General features: G+C 62.3%; 13 protein-coding genes. 7 read left to right on the top strand and 6 right to left on the bottom strand.

The window, feature by feature from the left end; translation table 11 throughout:
* The first annotated feature begins 414 nt into the window (after nt 1–414).
* Nucleotides 415–1,047: a LysE family translocator gene (locus tag ACW5W4_RS12145; RefSeq protein WP_456689545.1), complete on the top strand. Its 633-nt coding sequence runs from the start codon at nt 415–417 to the stop codon at nt 1,045–1,047.
* Nucleotides 1,048–1,137: 90 nt separating this feature from the next.
* On the opposite strand, the gene fis is transcribed toward ACW5W4_RS12145, so the two are convergent.
* Nucleotides 1,138–1,434: a DNA-binding transcriptional regulator Fis gene (gene fis / locus ACW5W4_RS12150; RefSeq protein WP_005309538.1), complete on the bottom strand. Its 297-nt coding sequence runs from the start codon at nt 1,432–1,434 to the stop codon at nt 1,138–1,140.
* Between the two features lie 25 nt (nt 1,435–1,459).
* Nucleotides 1,460–2,425 carry a tRNA dihydrouridine synthase DusB gene (gene dusB, locus ACW5W4_RS12155; RefSeq protein ID WP_456689546.1) on the bottom strand — a complete coding sequence of 322 codons (966 nt, stop codon included), beginning with the start codon at nt 2,423–2,425 and terminating at the stop codon, nt 1,460–1,462.
* A 349-nt stretch (nt 2,426–2,774) separates the two neighbouring features.
* Here dusB and ACW5W4_RS12160 point away from each other — a divergent pair, with 349 nt between their 5' ends.
* From ACW5W4_RS12160 to ACW5W4_RS12175, 4 genes are all read left to right on the top strand, one after another.
* Nucleotides 2,775–4,133, top strand: a complete 1,359-nt coding sequence (locus tag ACW5W4_RS12160) for a TolC family protein (protein ID WP_427261543.1) — start codon at nt 2,775–2,777, stop codon at nt 4,131–4,133.
* Nucleotides 4,134–4,203: 70 nt separating this feature from the next.
* Complete coding sequence (locus ACW5W4_RS12165) at nt 4,204–5,208, top strand: HlyD family secretion protein (RefSeq protein WP_456689547.1); 1,005 nt, start codon at nt 4,204–4,206, stop codon at nt 5,206–5,208.
* Nucleotides 5,208–6,350 (top strand): ABC transporter permease, encoded by a 1,143-nt coding sequence (locus ACW5W4_RS12170; protein WP_427261541.1) that lies wholly within the window; start codon nt 5,208–5,210, stop codon nt 6,348–6,350. Before ACW5W4_RS12165 ends, ACW5W4_RS12170 begins: the two co-directional genes overlap by 1 nt.
* Nucleotides 6,351–6,426: 76 nt before the next feature.
* Entirely contained in the window at nt 6,427–7,599 is a 1,173-nt protein-coding gene (locus ACW5W4_RS12175) for an ABC transporter permease (RefSeq protein ID WP_456689548.1), read from the top strand.
* 61 nt (nt 7,600–7,660) lie between these two features.
* Here ACW5W4_RS12175 and ACW5W4_RS12180 read toward each other — a convergent pair whose 3' ends face one another.
* Together ACW5W4_RS12180 and ACW5W4_RS12185 are read right to left on the bottom strand one after the other, a co-directional pair.
* Nucleotides 7,661–8,515 (bottom strand): DnaA ATPase domain-containing protein, encoded by an 855-nt coding sequence (locus ACW5W4_RS12180; protein WP_427261539.1) that lies wholly within the window; start codon nt 8,513–8,515, stop codon nt 7,661–7,663.
* A gap of 53 nt (nt 8,516–8,568) precedes the next feature.
* Nucleotides 8,569–9,243 (bottom strand): DnaT-like ssDNA-binding domain-containing protein, encoded by a 675-nt coding sequence (locus ACW5W4_RS12185; RefSeq protein WP_456689549.1) that lies wholly within the window; start codon nt 9,241–9,243, stop codon nt 8,569–8,571.
* Nucleotides 9,244–9,458: 215 nt separating this feature from the next.
* Here ACW5W4_RS12185 and ACW5W4_RS12190 point away from each other — a divergent pair, with 215 nt between their 5' ends.
* Entirely contained in the window at nt 9,459–10,430 is a 972-nt protein-coding gene (locus ACW5W4_RS12190; RefSeq protein WP_456689550.1) for a response regulator, read from the top strand.
* Between the two features lie 52 nt (nt 10,431–10,482).
* Here ACW5W4_RS12190 and ACW5W4_RS12195 read toward each other — a convergent pair whose 3' ends face one another.
* Nucleotides 10,483–11,811: an IS4-like element ISAeme12 family transposase gene (locus ACW5W4_RS12195; protein ID WP_456689551.1), complete on the bottom strand. Its 1,329-nt coding sequence runs from the start codon at nt 11,809–11,811 to the stop codon at nt 10,483–10,485.
* A 621-nt stretch (nt 11,812–12,432) separates the two neighbouring features.
* On the opposite strand from ACW5W4_RS12195, the gene udp reads away from it, so the two are divergent.
* Nucleotides 12,433–13,188: a uridine phosphorylase gene (udp, locus tag ACW5W4_RS12200; RefSeq protein ID WP_408773226.1), complete on the top strand. Its 756-nt coding sequence runs from the start codon at nt 12,433–12,435 to the stop codon at nt 13,186–13,188.
* 67 nt (nt 13,189–13,255) lie between these two features.
* Here the strand turns inward: udp and ACW5W4_RS12205 are convergent, their stop codons facing one another.
* Nucleotides 13,256–13,942 carry an RluA family pseudouridine synthase gene (locus ACW5W4_RS12205; RefSeq protein ID WP_456689552.1) on the bottom strand — a complete coding sequence of 229 codons (687 nt, stop codon included), beginning with the start codon at nt 13,940–13,942 and terminating at the stop codon, nt 13,256–13,258.
* Nucleotides 13,943–14,134: the final 192 nt, after the last annotated feature.

Genomic DNA, 14,134 nt, shown 5'->3' on the forward strand with positions numbered 1-14,134 from the left:
CCGCATCGTCGGCCACGCGAGAGCTAAACGCTCTTGGCAGGCAGCCAACACGAAAAACCCCGCTCATCGAGCGGGGTTTTTTATTGCCTGACACTCAGCTGACCGATTGCAATGGCCTGGCGATGCCTTGCTCCTGAACGCCTGGTCCATTCATTGCTCCTTCTCGGCTTTCCTCGCGGCACTGGATTGCCACACGATCCTGTGCGATATGTGTTCGTTCTTTCCGTTTGCTGTAGCCAACGCCGGAGCAGGGTTCTGCTGCGCCCCCGCACCGCCCCCTTCGGCACTTCTCCCTATTTATCATCTCCGTTCGTTGCGGTTATTCCCTTTGTTGATAATCACTATCGCCGGAAACGGGAGTGACAAGCCCCGCAGGATCCATAGACTGTTTCTTTCATGCACAAGGAGTTGTCTATGTTGGGGATCCACGATCTGGCGTTGTTTGTTGTATCTGGCTTGTTGTTGAACATGATGCCGGGACCGGACTCCCTGCTCATCATGCTGCGCAGTGGCTCGCAAGGCTGGCGGGCGGGCTCGGTGGCGGCGCTGGGCATAGGAGCGGGCACCATGGTGCATGTGCTGGCGGCGGCCCTGGGGCTGTCTGCACTGCTGAGCGCCTCGGCCGAGCTGTTCGTCATCATCAAGCTGATGGGGGCACTCTATCTGGTCTATCTGGGGATTTCCCTGCTCAGGCAAGGCGCAAGCTCACCTGTTGCGAGCGAGCCTGCGGTGCCGCTACCAGTGCTCTCCTATGGACGGATCTTTCGGCAAGGGTTGCTTACCAATGTGCTGAACCCAAAGGTTGCTCTGTTCTTTCTCGCCTTTGTTCCCCAATTCATCGCCCCCGATGCGCCGCAGAAGGCGCTGGCCTTCATCCTGCTGGGCTGTATCTTCAACTTCAATGGCATGATCTGGTGCCATCTGTTGGCGTTCTCGACCGCCTATGCGAGTCGCAAGGCGCGTCTGCCGGCCAGATTCGGGCGCTGGCTCAATCGGCTGATGGGAGGCTTGTTCGTGGGTCTGGGCATCAAGCTGGCCGTGGAGTGACTCTCATCCATAGTGAAAACCGGCCATAGAAAAAGGCGTATCCCATCGCTGGGATACGCCTTCGTCTGCACTGCAGCAGGATGACCGGGATCAGTTCATGCCGTAGCGTTTGAGTTTCTTGCGCAGGGTGCCACGGTTGATGCCCATCATCACGGCGGCGCGAGTCTGGTTACCACGGGTGTACTGCATGATCACGTCCAGCATGGGAGCTTCGACTTCGGAGAGGACCATATCATACAGATCAATCACTTCCTGACCGTTCAACTGGGCCAGGTAGTTACGCAGGGCCTGTTGCACAGAGTCACGCAGGGGGCGCTGGGTGGGCTCGGCGGCGTGATTGTGAGTAGTTGTTACCAATGCATCAGAAGTCAGGGTTTGTTCGAACATATTCGGTCGGCTCTTTAGTTATGCGTTAACCTAATCCATCGAAATACGCTTCGAGTGCCTCGAGCTGTGCGTCTGCACAATCCAGGGCATTGAAGTGCTTACGGAATTCTCGGCCCGTCTCTTCTTCATCCAGATACCAGCCCACGTGTTTACGGGCAATGCGCGCTCCCAGAAAGGCACCGTAAAACTGATGCAGATTGGTTACATGCTCGTTCATCAGGGTGCGAACCTCATCCCTGTCGGGAGGTGGCAGCTTGGTTCCTGTCTCAAGAAAATGACGGATTTCCCGGAAAATCCAGGGTCGTCCTTGCGCTGCACGGCCGATCATCACGGCGTCGACACCGGTATAGTCGAGGACATACCGGGCCTTCTCCGGGCTGTCTATGTCGCCATTGGCGACAACAGGAATCGATACGGCCTGCTTAATCGCCCTGATAGTGTCGTACTCGGCTTCCCCCTTGTAGAGGCAGGCGCGGGTACGACCATGCACGGCAAGGGCCGCGATACCGCAATCTTCGGCGATTCGGGCGATCTCCTCGCCATTGCGGTTATCCGGATCCCATCCTGTGCGGATCTTCAAGGTGACAGGCACTTCCACTGCATCGACCACGGCCCGGCAGATGGTTCTGACCAGGTCGGGCTGGCGCAGCAGGGCGGAACCTGCCAGCTTCTTATTCACTTTTTTTGCCGGACATCCCATGTTGATGTCGACGATCTGAGCGCCCTGCTCCACGTTGTAGCGGGCAGCAAACGCCATCATCTCGGGGTCGGATCCGGCAATCTGGACCGATCGCAGTCCGGTTTCGGCAGAGTGGCCCATTCTCATCCTGGTTTTCTGGGTGTCCCAGACATCCGGGTTGGCCAGCAGCATCTCGGAAACGGCCATTCCGGCTCCCAATCGCAAGCAAAGCTCACGAAATGGTCGGTCTGTCACACCGGCCATGGGGGCCACGATCAAGGGAGTTTCAAGCGTGTGGGGACCTATCTGCATTCCACGGTTACCATCGGCTTAGGGCGGCGTATATTACGCATTTTTTAGTCAGGATAAAAGGTTAGTATTTGAGCGTCAGGCATTTTTTTCTGAAAAAAACGGCCTGCGAACCCTTGCAAATTCAGGAGTGCTTGAAAACCGGGCAAATTGTGATGGGGGCTGCCGTCCGGCCCGAGCTAGGGATACAATCGGATTACCCCTGCCAATCATCACGGGCTTTGCGTTATGATAGGCGCCCTGAATTGAGTAAAAGCTCAAAACCTTTTTGTGACAAACCGCATCACCAACAGATTGGGGAAGTATGAGAGCAAGGTTAATCTGTCCGTTGGCGCCATGCCTGCTATGGCTCATGTTGGCACCGGCCCAGGCACAGCCACTGAGCTTTAGTCAGGCCTGGAGCCGGGTGTTACAACAAGACGAGGGGCTGGCGGCAGAGCAGGCCGGCGTCGATCGCGCCAAGCAGTTGCGCGAGGCGGCCAAGGCCATGTACCTGCCCAAGGTCGATCTCGGTGCCAGCTACACCCATCTGGACAAGCCGGTCGAGCTGGACATGCTGGATCTCAACCCCATCGCCAACCACCCTGAATTTGGCAAGATCCTGGGCCCCGTCATGCAGGCGCTGCAGCTCGGCGCCAATGATTTCGTCACCCCCCTCACCAAGCAGAACGTGGTCACCAGCTCGGTCAAGATGCTGTGGCCGCTCTTCGTGGGGGGGCGCATCGATGCGGCCCAGGATATTCGGCAGGCCCAGGTGAGCGAGGCGCAAGAGCAGCTGGTGCTCAAACAGCAGGCCAGCTTCGAGAGCCTCTCCCAGACCTATTTCGGCGTGGTGCTGGCGGCTCAGGTAGTGCAGACCAAGCAGGAGATAGAGCAGGGACTGGCCCATCACCTGGATCACGCCAAAAAACTGGAGGGGCAGGGTCAGATAGCCCGGGTAGAGCGGCTCTCGGCCCAGTCAGCCTATGACAGGGCGCGCATCGATACCCAGAAGTATCGCCGCAGCCTGGAGATCGCCGAGCTGGCGCTCTCCCGCATGCTCAAGCTCAAGGGGGCAGAGCCCGACAACCGGCTGTTTATCAATGAACAGATACCGGCCCTCGATGGGTTCGTGCAGGAGACTCTGGCGGTGCACCCCGGTCTCAAGCTGCTGGCCGCCAAGAAGGAGCAGGCCCAGGGCCTGATCAAGCTGGAGAAGGGGAAGTATGCTCCCGAACTGTTCCTGTTTGGCAATTACAACCTCTACGAAGATGATTCGCTGGCCTCGAAAACCACACCGGACTGGCTGGTTGGTGTCGGTGTCAGCCTGCCCCTGGTGAGCCGGGATGGCCGCTCCGAGACGGTGCAGGCCGCCAAGAGCGCCGAGTTGCAGGTCAATCTGCTGCAAGCCAAGACCCGGGAAGACCTGGAGCTGCTGGTCGAGAAGACCTGGCGCGAGGCGGCGCAAGGGCTGGAGGAGTATCAAGCCCTGGACTCGACCCAGCAGCTGGCCGAAGAGAATGTCTTGCTGCGGGACAAGGCGTTTGCTCAGGGGCTCTCCACTTCCCTGGACGTGGTGGATGCGCGCAACCAGCTGGCCGGGGTCAAGACCCAGCGCGCCGCGGCCGCCTATCAATATGTGGTCTCCCTGGCGCGCCTGTTGGCACTCTCCGGCCAGATGAACAGCTTCAATCAGTATCAGTTTGGCCGGGTGACCGAGGTGCGCTCATGACCCACTCCTCCCGTGGGTTGGCCACTCATTCCCGTTTTGGCCGCACAGGCCCAGCATTCGAGGTATCAGCATGAGTCACTCCCCCATACGCCAGAAGATGCGCCAAGGCCGGCCGCTGCTGCTTCCCCTGCTCCTGGTGTTGTTGGTCGCCTGGCTGGGTTGGCGTTTCTGGCTCGCCTATCAGCCCGAACCGGTGCGACTGCAGGGACAGATAGAGGCGCAGCAGTACTCGGTCTCCTCCAAGGTGCCTGGCCGCATCGACGAGGTGCTGGTGAAAAAGGGCGATGTGCTGGCCAGGGATCAGCTGGTATTTACCCTGGCCAGCCCAGAGATTGAAGCCAAGCTGAGCCAGGCCAAGGCCGGTGAGGCGGCCGCCGGTGCCCTGGCCGAGGAGGCCGAGAACGGCGCCCGTGCCCAGCAGATCGCCGCCGCCAAGGATCAGTGGCAACAAGCCAAGGTCGCCGCCGCGCTGCGGGGTACCACCTATCAGCGGGTCGCCAACCTGCACAGGGACGGTGTCATGGCGCTGCAAAAGCGTGATGAGGCCTGGACCGCCTGGCAGGCGGCCAAGTACAGCGAAGGCATGGCCTGGCAGCAATATCAGCTGGCGCTGGAAGGGGCGCGGGAGGAGACCAAGGTTGCCGCCCGGGAGAAGGCCAAGATGGCGGCAGGCTCGGTGGCCGAGGTGGAGGCCTATCTGGCCGATACCCGCATCACCAGCCCCCATGATGGCGAGGTGGCCCAGGTGCTGCTGCGCAGCGGCGAGCTGGCGCCCCAGGGCTTCCCCGTGGTGACCCTGCTCGACATGGAGGATGCCTGGGCCCAGTTCCATGTGCGCGAAGATCTGCTGCCCCGTTTTGCGCTGGGTACCGAATTCGATGCCAGCATCCCGGGACTGGGGGCGCAGACGGTCCGCTTCAAGGTGACCCACGTGGCCGTGATGGGGGATTTCGCCACCTGGCGCGCCACCGATACCCGCCAGGGGTTCGACATGAAGAGCTTCCAGGTGGAGGCGCGCCCCTTGCAACCGGTTGAAGGATTGCGGGTCGGCATGAGTGTCCTGGTCGAACTCTGATGAGAGAGGAGCTCAGCCAGCTGTGGCGTGATCCCTTCGGCCGGGCCCTGGTCAGCTGGCTGCCCCTGCTGCTGATGGGCATCCTCTGCTGGATCTTTTCGGCCGGCCTGGCCCGGGATCTCAACATTGGCCTGGTGGATCTGGACAAGAGCCAGCTATCGCGCCGGCTCGCCTATTCGCTGGATGCCTCGGCCGGGCTCCGGCTTGGCTCCGAATTTGATTCGGTCAACGAGGGGAGTCGCGCCCTGCGCGGCGGTGACATCTATGCCCTGGTGGTGATCCCCCATCATCTGGAGCGGGATGCCCGCGAGGGCACCCAGCCCCAGGTCACCGTGTTCAACAACGGCCAGTTCATCCTGATCGCCAAGCTGGTCAACTCGGCCCTGGCCCAGGTGGTCGGCACCCTCAATGGCCAGGTCGGCGTGCTGCAGGCCCTGGCCGAGGGACAGGCACTGCCGGGGGCCCTCGGTCAGGCGCTGCCCATCAACAACCAGATCACGGCGCTCTACAACATCAACTCCAGCTATGCCCAGTTTCTGCTCAGCGCCCTGCTGCCCGGGGTGTGGCAGATCCTGGTGGTGCTCTATGGCCTGGGCGCCCTGGCGCGGGCAGACCGTCTGGGTCAAGCCTGGGCCGCACAGGGAGTCTGGCGCGGGCTGTGGCGCAAGCTGGTGCCCCACCTCTTCATCGGCTGGGGCTGGGGGCTGGGCTGGAGCCTGATGCTGTTCGTGGTGCTGGGTTACCCCATGCAGGGCAGCTGGCTGGTCCTCATCCTGGGGCTGGGGCTGACCACGCTCGCCTGCCTGGCCATCGGGGCCGGACTCTATGCCCTGTTGCGGGATGGGGCGCGCGCCATCTCCATAGCGGGGGCCCTGACCGCCCCCGGCTTTGCCTTCATGGGGGTCACCTTCCCGGCCAGCGCCATGGGCAGTTTTGCCCAGGGGTGGCGCAGCCTGCTGCCGGTCTCCCACTACATAGAGGTGCAGATAGGGCAGGCCAACTACGGCCAGCCCCTGGCCATGGCATGGGGGCAGCTCGCCCCCCTGTTGCTGTTCCTGCCGCTGTTTTGGTGGGTGGCCCATCGCTATCGGCACGAGGCGACGGTCGGGGCCGGACGCGAACAGGAGCCGGGGCCATGCTGACCATGTCGATCGATGTCAACGCCGGAGCCGCGCCCTTTCGTGGGGAAGAGGCTGCGGCTGCCCGGGAGGCGACCTCATGATGGGATTTTGGGATCTGGTGCGCCTCGAGCTGCGCTCCTTGCTGACGGACAGGGCCATCATGCTGACCCTGTTTGGCGGCGTGCTTTTCTACTCCTTCCTCTACCCGCAGCCCTATTTGCAGCAGTTGCCGCGGGAAGAGCCCGTGGTGGTGGTCAACGATGACGGCAGCCAGCTCTCCCGCCAGCTGGAGTTCATGGCCGATGCCACCCCCCAGGTGCGTCTGGTGGCCAGGGTGAGCAGCCTGGATGAGGCGCGCCAGTGGCTCATCGATGGCCGGGCCAGCGGCCTTTTGCATATTCCTCGCCACTTCTACCGGGATCTGCGCCAGGGGCGGAGCGTGACCCTGAGCTATGGCGGCGATGCCTCCTACTTCCTGGTCTACGGCACCATCGCCGAGGGCCTGGCCCAGGCGAGCGGCACCCTGGCTGCCCAGGTGAAGGTGGCGCGGCTGCTGGTCGAGGGGGAGGCCCTGCCCCAGGCCGCCAGCGGCTGGAGCGTGGTGGGGCTCAGTGTGGTGCCGGTATTCAACCCGACCACGGGCTATGTGCACTATGTGGTGCCCGCCGTGTTCGTGCTGATCCTCCATCAGGTGTTGCTGATGGGGGCCGGCATGCAGGGGGCGACCCAGAACCAGCTCGGCGAACGGGGGGAGCGGGGCTACTGGCAGACGGCGCCCGTGCCGGCGCTGCTGCTGGCACGCACCCTGGTGCTGGGGGGCCTGTTCCTGCTGCCGGTCAGCTATTTCTTCGGTTTCTGTTTCGATCACTACCAGATAGCTCGCACCGCCTCGCCGGGAGCGCTCTGGCTGTTCATCCTGCCCTTCGTGCTCGCCACTACCCAGCTGGGCATACTGCTGGGGGCCCTGCTGCGCAGGCGGGATCTGCCGAGCCAGATAGTGTTGCTCTCCTCCCTGCCGCTGGTGTTTCTGGCGGGGTTCATCTGGCCCGTCGAGCTGATCCCGGCCCCCCTCAACTGGCTGGCGCAGTGGCTGCCAAGCACCCCGGCCATCGGCGGTTTCCTGCGGCTCAACCAGATGGGGGCCGACTTTGCCCAGGTGGCGCCACTCTGGTGGCAGCTATGGGGGCTGGCGGCCCTTTACGGTACCCTGGCCTGGTTCTGGCTGGGATGGCGGCAGCGCCAGCTCAGGACGCCGCCTGCGGGGCCCTGAGCCACGCAGATGCAACAAGGCGCCCTCGGGCGCCTTGTTGCATCTGGTCCGGGCCGCCCCGTCAGCCGTTGTAGTGGCCTATGTTGGGGCGACGGCTCGGGCCGCTCAGCTGGATATCCACCGGGTTGAACGCCTTGATCGCCTCGAAGCTGAAGTCGCCGATGGCCTGATGCAGGCTCTGGGGGCTGTGATTGGTGATGATGATGACGCTTTTCGACAGGTTGCGACGCCGGCGCAGCAGGTGGCCGAGGAAGCTGGACTGGCTCTCCGCCATCTTGGCGCGGTTGGCGGCGACCTCGTCGAGGATCAGCAGATCCACCTCTTCCAGGGCGCGGCGATACTGGTTGCGCTCCTCCTGATCCTGGATGACGTTGAAGAACAGCCTGTCCACCACCGAGGCCCACTGCTGGAAGATCACCGACTTCTGGTGCTGTTCGATCAGCTCATGGGCCACGGCGCCGGCCAGTGTCGACTTGCCGGTGCCATAGTCCCCATAGATCAGCATGCAGCCACCACCGCTCTTCTCCCAGTGCTCGAAGCCGCTGATGAAGTAGCGGGCCGTCTCCATCGGGTATTGCAGGCTGGGATCGCTGGCATCCATGCGTTCGAATACCCAGTCCGGGTTGAGGTCGGCCTGGGCGATCAGCTTCTGGATCCGCTCCTGACGTGCCGCCTTCTGCAGCTGGCGCACCTCGGCATTGGCCTTGGCGTCGTACTCCTTGCGCAGGGTTTCGTAGTCGTACTGACCGCCGCCGGTTTCGGCCTGCAGTTTGCGGATCCGCTCGAGCAGGCCACCCACGTGACGGCTCAGCTCGGGATCATGGATGCGGTGATCCTGTTTCGATTTGGCGATGCGCTGGCGTTTGGCCTCGATCTCGGCCAGCTCCTGGCGCAGGGGATCCTGTTTGTCTGTCATCTCGCTATGCTCCTGGTGCGGCCGGGGTTATCAGGGGTCGGGTATGGGCTGGCTCAATCATCTTCGTTCTCCTGCCGTCCGGCCAGTCGTTTCGCCTGCTCTATCATCTCCTGGGCGCGCTTGCTCGGGCCCGTGCTGACGGGCTCGGGGCTGATCTGCTGGTAACCCGCCACCATGGTGGGCTGGCGCCTGGCGTAGCGGCGGGTCTTGAGGGCCCGGATGAACTTGAGCATCCATTGATGCTGGGAATCAAACACCTCGGGGCGCCCCAGCCAGTAGGCGATGAATTCGCCGAGATCCTCTTCGCTGTAGCTGGCATCGATGACGCCGCACAGCCGGGCCAGGGCGGGCAGCTCCTCATCCGGTCGCCAGTGCAGGTGCATCTGGAATGGTCGCTCCGGCAGCGGGCTGCGGCTGCGCTGACTCAGCAAGGGCAGGCTGAAGCTGCACTGATGGTAGTGCTCACTCTCGGCCGGACTCTCAATCTGCAGCAGGCCTGCCTCGATCAACTCGTCAAACAGGGCCGTCAGCTGGCGGGCATTGACCTGGTAGCTGAAGCCGCTGGCATCCATGGGGTCGACCACGGCCAGGGCGCGCCCCAGTTCGGGGTAACTGAGCCGAGGGGGCTGATGCTCCATGACGAGGCGTCGCAGCTGCAGGCTGTAGAGGCTGCGAGCCGGATGGGACAACCTGGGATGGGCAAGGGCGCTGTATTCGGCTGGGGTCATGGTCTGCTTCGCTGGCGTGAGTGGGGGCATTATCCCCCATGGTGGGCCTCGGCACAATTGAGGGCTGGTCTTGACTCCCCCAAGCCGGTTCTGAAAGACTCGTACGAAAGTTGATTAATTATCATGGGCAGGTTTATTGGCACCTCACCCCCCTGAGCCGGACCCTGGTCTAGGATTAGGCTCTAATCGGCATGAACCACAAGAGCAGTCGCGAGATGTTAAGAGCCGGACTCAGGATCCTGGTGGTGGAAGATGAAACCGTCTTTCGCCACATGTTGGTGAATTATCTAGAAAATGAAGGGGCTTGTGTGTTCCAGGCCGAGGACGGGATAGAAGGGCTCTCGGGGGCGGCTCTCTATCAGCCGGATCTGGTGCTGTGCGATCTCAACATGCCCAACCTGGACGGTCACGAGGTGATCGCCTGCCTGGCGGCGCGCTATCCCCAGATCCCCATCATCGTCATCTCAGGCCAGGATCGGATGGAGGTGGTCGGCCGCGCCCTGCGCGCCGGTGCCCGGGACTTTCTGCTCAAACCCATTCGGGACTGGTCGCAGCTGGCCAGGAGCATAGATCAGTGCCTGGCGGCCCAGGAGGCCGCCAATTCGCAGCTGGAGCTGGTGGAGCACCTGCACTATTTTCGCCGCCATGACTGGGCGGCGACCCGGCTGCTCGACAGCCTGTCGACCCCGGTATTGCAGGAGTGGGGCCCCTGGCAGGTGACCTTCGAGGGGATGGGCAATCTCTTCATCCCGGATACCTTCAGGGTGGACAACCGCCTGCTGGTGCTGGTGATGGAGCTGCCGGTGCTGGCCGAGGACGCAGCCTTCTGCGGCGCCCTGGTGCGCTCCTTGCTCAATGTTCCCTATCGTCAGTATCAGCAGCGGGAGAGCCAGCTGCTGGCCCAGCCCCATCGCCTGCTGGCCTACCTCAACTGGCAGCTGATGGAGTCGGGTCTGCGCCACTCCTTCGCCATGGCGGCGCTGCTGTTTGACGAGACTGACGGCCTGAGCTTCGCCAACGCCGGCATCACCTCCCCTCACTGGCTGATGCGCTGCGGCGGGCTGCCCCTTGGCCTGATGCGCGATGGTCATTACCGGCTGCACCAGCGCAGCTGGCACGATCCCTTCGAGTTGCAGATCCGCAGCGACAGCGGCAGCGCCCTCCATATGCAGGTGCGTCATCACTGAAGGCGGACTCGGTCATATAAAAAGAGGGCGCCCCAGGGGTAATGCCAGTCAGTTAAGGCTGACTGGCATTGTTTTTATTGGCTTTTTTCACACTGTACTTCTGTGGTCTTGGCTTCACGCAGCGAGGGTAACTTCGCTCTCTTCGTGCCGGCAGCACAAACTGCCCCGCCTGCTTCTCCAGCTCCGCCACCCGCCCCGGGATATTCCCCGGTGACACATACGGCATGCAACTCAGTTCATGGATGAGGTACACCGACGCCATGTGAAAACTCAGCTGGCTCGCCGTGTATCCCTTCAGGCTCGCCGCCATCTTCACCATCTGGCTACGCAGCAGGTTATAGGCCAGCAGCACGCCCCACAGCTCTTGCCGTATCCCCGCCGCCTTCTTGCTGCGCAGGGTCAGCCTGTGCTGCTGCAGGCTGTGTTTCATCTCCCGATACCCCAGCTCGATTTCCCAGCGATGACCATACAGCTCCACGATGTCAGCCCCCGGGAAGCGCATCGGGTCGACCATCGAGGTCAGCACTTGGCGCTCCTTGCCGTTGATAGTGCGCGTCAGCAAGCGGGCTTCTATTGCCTCTGGCAACTGCGGCCACTTCTTCCTCGCCTGCGGACTGGTCTTGAGCTGCACCAGCGCATCCTGGCGCCCCAGCTTGCGTACCACCTCGTATTGGGTGCCCTTCTTGAGCGGCAGCAGCCAGTGCCGCTCACTGCCAGCACGCTGCCAGGCGTGGAGCAGGCCAAGGGAGTAAAAGCCTTTGTCGAACAGGGTCAGCGAGTGGTCCGGTGTGCGCTCGATGAGCTGCTCGGCCAGCACCATCTCGTTGACGGCGCAACTCTCCATCACGGCCTGAACCAGCAGATGGCTGGTCAGCTCCATCTGACAGAGCATGCGCACCTGGGGATAGGCGGTCTCGCCATGCTGGGTGCCGGGCTTGGCAAAGGCGGCGGCATTGTCCGGAGTATCGGGTGTGCGCCACATCACGCCATCGACGGCGAGCAGTTGCAGCCCGGCCCAACCGGGGTGATTGGCCTGCTGGTGCCAACCTGTGGCAGTCTCGTGAAACAGCCGCGCAATGCTCTTGTGGCCAAGCTTTTGGCGAGCTTGCAGGAAGGCGCTGGGGGCGACGAAGGGGCGGTCGCCGGGCAGCAGGATATCGAGCTGATTGACCAGTTGGGTCATGGGGACGTTGCGGAAGATGGCCATGCCGATGATGGCCCAGACCAGGCGCTCCATGGGCATGCGGCGACGGCGCAGAGTGGCGACGCCCTCTTCGCCGAGCAGGGAGGTGATGAGCGCGGGGGGAATGAGGTCAGAGAGTGACTCAAACTGGGCCATATTGCTGGCGTGGAGGAAGTCGAGAGCCTGTTCGATACGCATAAAAAATCCGAAACCAAATCAACAGGTTTCGGATTTTTACATATCAGCAGGATCGGTCAATGGATCCTTAACTGATCGGCATTACGAGTGTAGCGGTCACTTGGGGCTGGGAAAGTCATGACTTACTGGTTGATTTGGGCAACAACGCCCGTTTTACCCACCACTGTTTTTCATTTTTCGCGGCGGGCTACAGGTTGATAGCGGGAATGTAGAACTTGAATGTGGCCATGATGGACTCCGGTTGATTAGCCATTAAGTGGTATGCTGGCGCCAACATAACAGCGTCGGAGGGGATGAGAAGGGGTCGATGGTATCTTGTTAGTAGCTTTGTGGACTCGATTGCGCGCCGGTTATGCGGGGTGGGGAGGGGCTTGACAAGGGGAGGGGGTGACCGGATGGCAGAAAAACGTTTTTCAGAAAATTCATCAGGTTAGCAAACGTTTTGCGATTTTTTCGCCGCGATTGATGCGTGGAAGTGTGAGGCGCGTCAAGGAATTGGAAAGCGCTTTCGACCATAGTTGGCGCCTCCCCGAATGAGGGGAACCATGCTTGAAAGTACCCTGAAGAATCACCTTTACTGCACTCGGCCGCCCGGCGGCGGGGCGCAACCAGGAGTCCACTATGTCTGATGTTTTCCACTTGGGTTTGAAGAAAGCGGATCTGCAAGGCGCCACCCTGGCGATCGTTCCCGGTGACCCCGAGCGCGTGAAGCGCATCGCAGAGCTGCTGGACAACCCGGTGCACCTGGCCAGCCATCGTGAATTCACTACCTGGCGCGGCGAGATGGACGGCAAGGCCGTGATCATCTGCTCCACCGGTATCGGTGGCCCGTCCACCTCCATCGCGGTGGAAGAGCTGGCCCAGCTGGGTATCAATACCTTCCTGCGCATCGGTACCACAGGCGCCATCCAGCCGCACCTGAACGTGGGCGACGTGATCGTGACCACAGGTTCCGTGCGTCTCGACGGTGCCAGCCTGCACTTCGCCCCCATGGAGTTCCCGGCCGTGGCTGATTTTGATTGCACCACGGCGCTGGTCAACACCGCCAAGGAGCTGGGCTCCACCCTGCACGTGGGGGTGACTGCCTCTTCTGACACCTTCTACCCGGGTCAGGAGCGTTACGACACCGTCTCCGGTCGCGTGGTGAGCCGTTTCCAGGGTTCCATGAAAGAGTGGCAAGCCATGGGCGTGCTGAACTACGAGATGGAGTCCGCTACCCTGCTGACCATGTGCTCCAGCCAGGGCCTGCGTGCCGGCATGGTGGCCGGTGTCATCGTCAACCGCACCCAGCAGGAAATCCCGAACGCCGAAACCATGGCGAGAACCGAATCTGATGCCATCAAGATCGTGCTGGGCGCCGCCCGCAAGCTGATCTGATCGCACCACAAAGAGTGGGGGGTGGGGGCCGTTGCGAAAGCGCGGCCCCTATCTTTTTGTCTGCGCCCTAGAAGGGGCAGTCGCACACCGCCGCCATGGGCTTGCCGCTCAGGGGATGATGGAAGTCGAGGCGATGGGCGTGGAGCATCAGGCGCCCGGCCAGGGCATGGGCCTGCCCGCCATAGAGATCACACCCCAGCATGGGGTAACCCAGCTGCTGGCTGTGGATGCGCAGCTGATGGGTACGCCCCGATTCCGGCCGCAGCGCCACCCGGCTGACGGCCAGGCTCCCTGCGCCATGGGGCCACTGCTCCCGCGCCAGGACCCGGTAGCGGGAGCGGGCGGGCTTGCCCTCCCGGGTACAGATCTTCATCAGGGGGAAGTGGGGGGGATCCTTGGCGATGGGAAAGTCCATCACCCCCTCATCCTCGGCCAGGTGACCCAGCAGCAGCGCCAGATACTCCTTGCCGACGGTGCGTTCGCTGAACTGGCGGCAGAGGGCGGCGTTGACCGCCTTGTTGCGGGCGACCAGCATCAGCCCCGAGGTGCCAAAGTCGAGGCGATGGACCAGGGTGCAGCCGGGGAAGTCCTGCACCAGTCGATGATGGACCGAATCCAGGTTCTGCGGATGTTTGCCGGAGAGGCTGAGCAGGCCGGAGGGCTTGTCGATCAGCAACAGGGCCTCATCCTCATGGAGGATGCGGATCGATGCCTGGCAGGGGGGAGCGATGAACTCATCTGGACTGGACTGCATGGGGCGGGCGAGGGCTCGGGTCGAATGGGGTGGGCATGATACACCCGGGCGCCTTCTCTGACATCTGCCTTGCGTCGGATCCTGACCCTGGCAGGGGAGGCGGGGCGGGTTCAGGTTCATCCTGTGATCGGAATGGGGGATAGCCTCCTCATCCCTTGCTAAGGTATGGGATGACACCTGCCCGGATGAGCC

The organism is Aeromonas crassostreae (assembly GCF_054052445.1).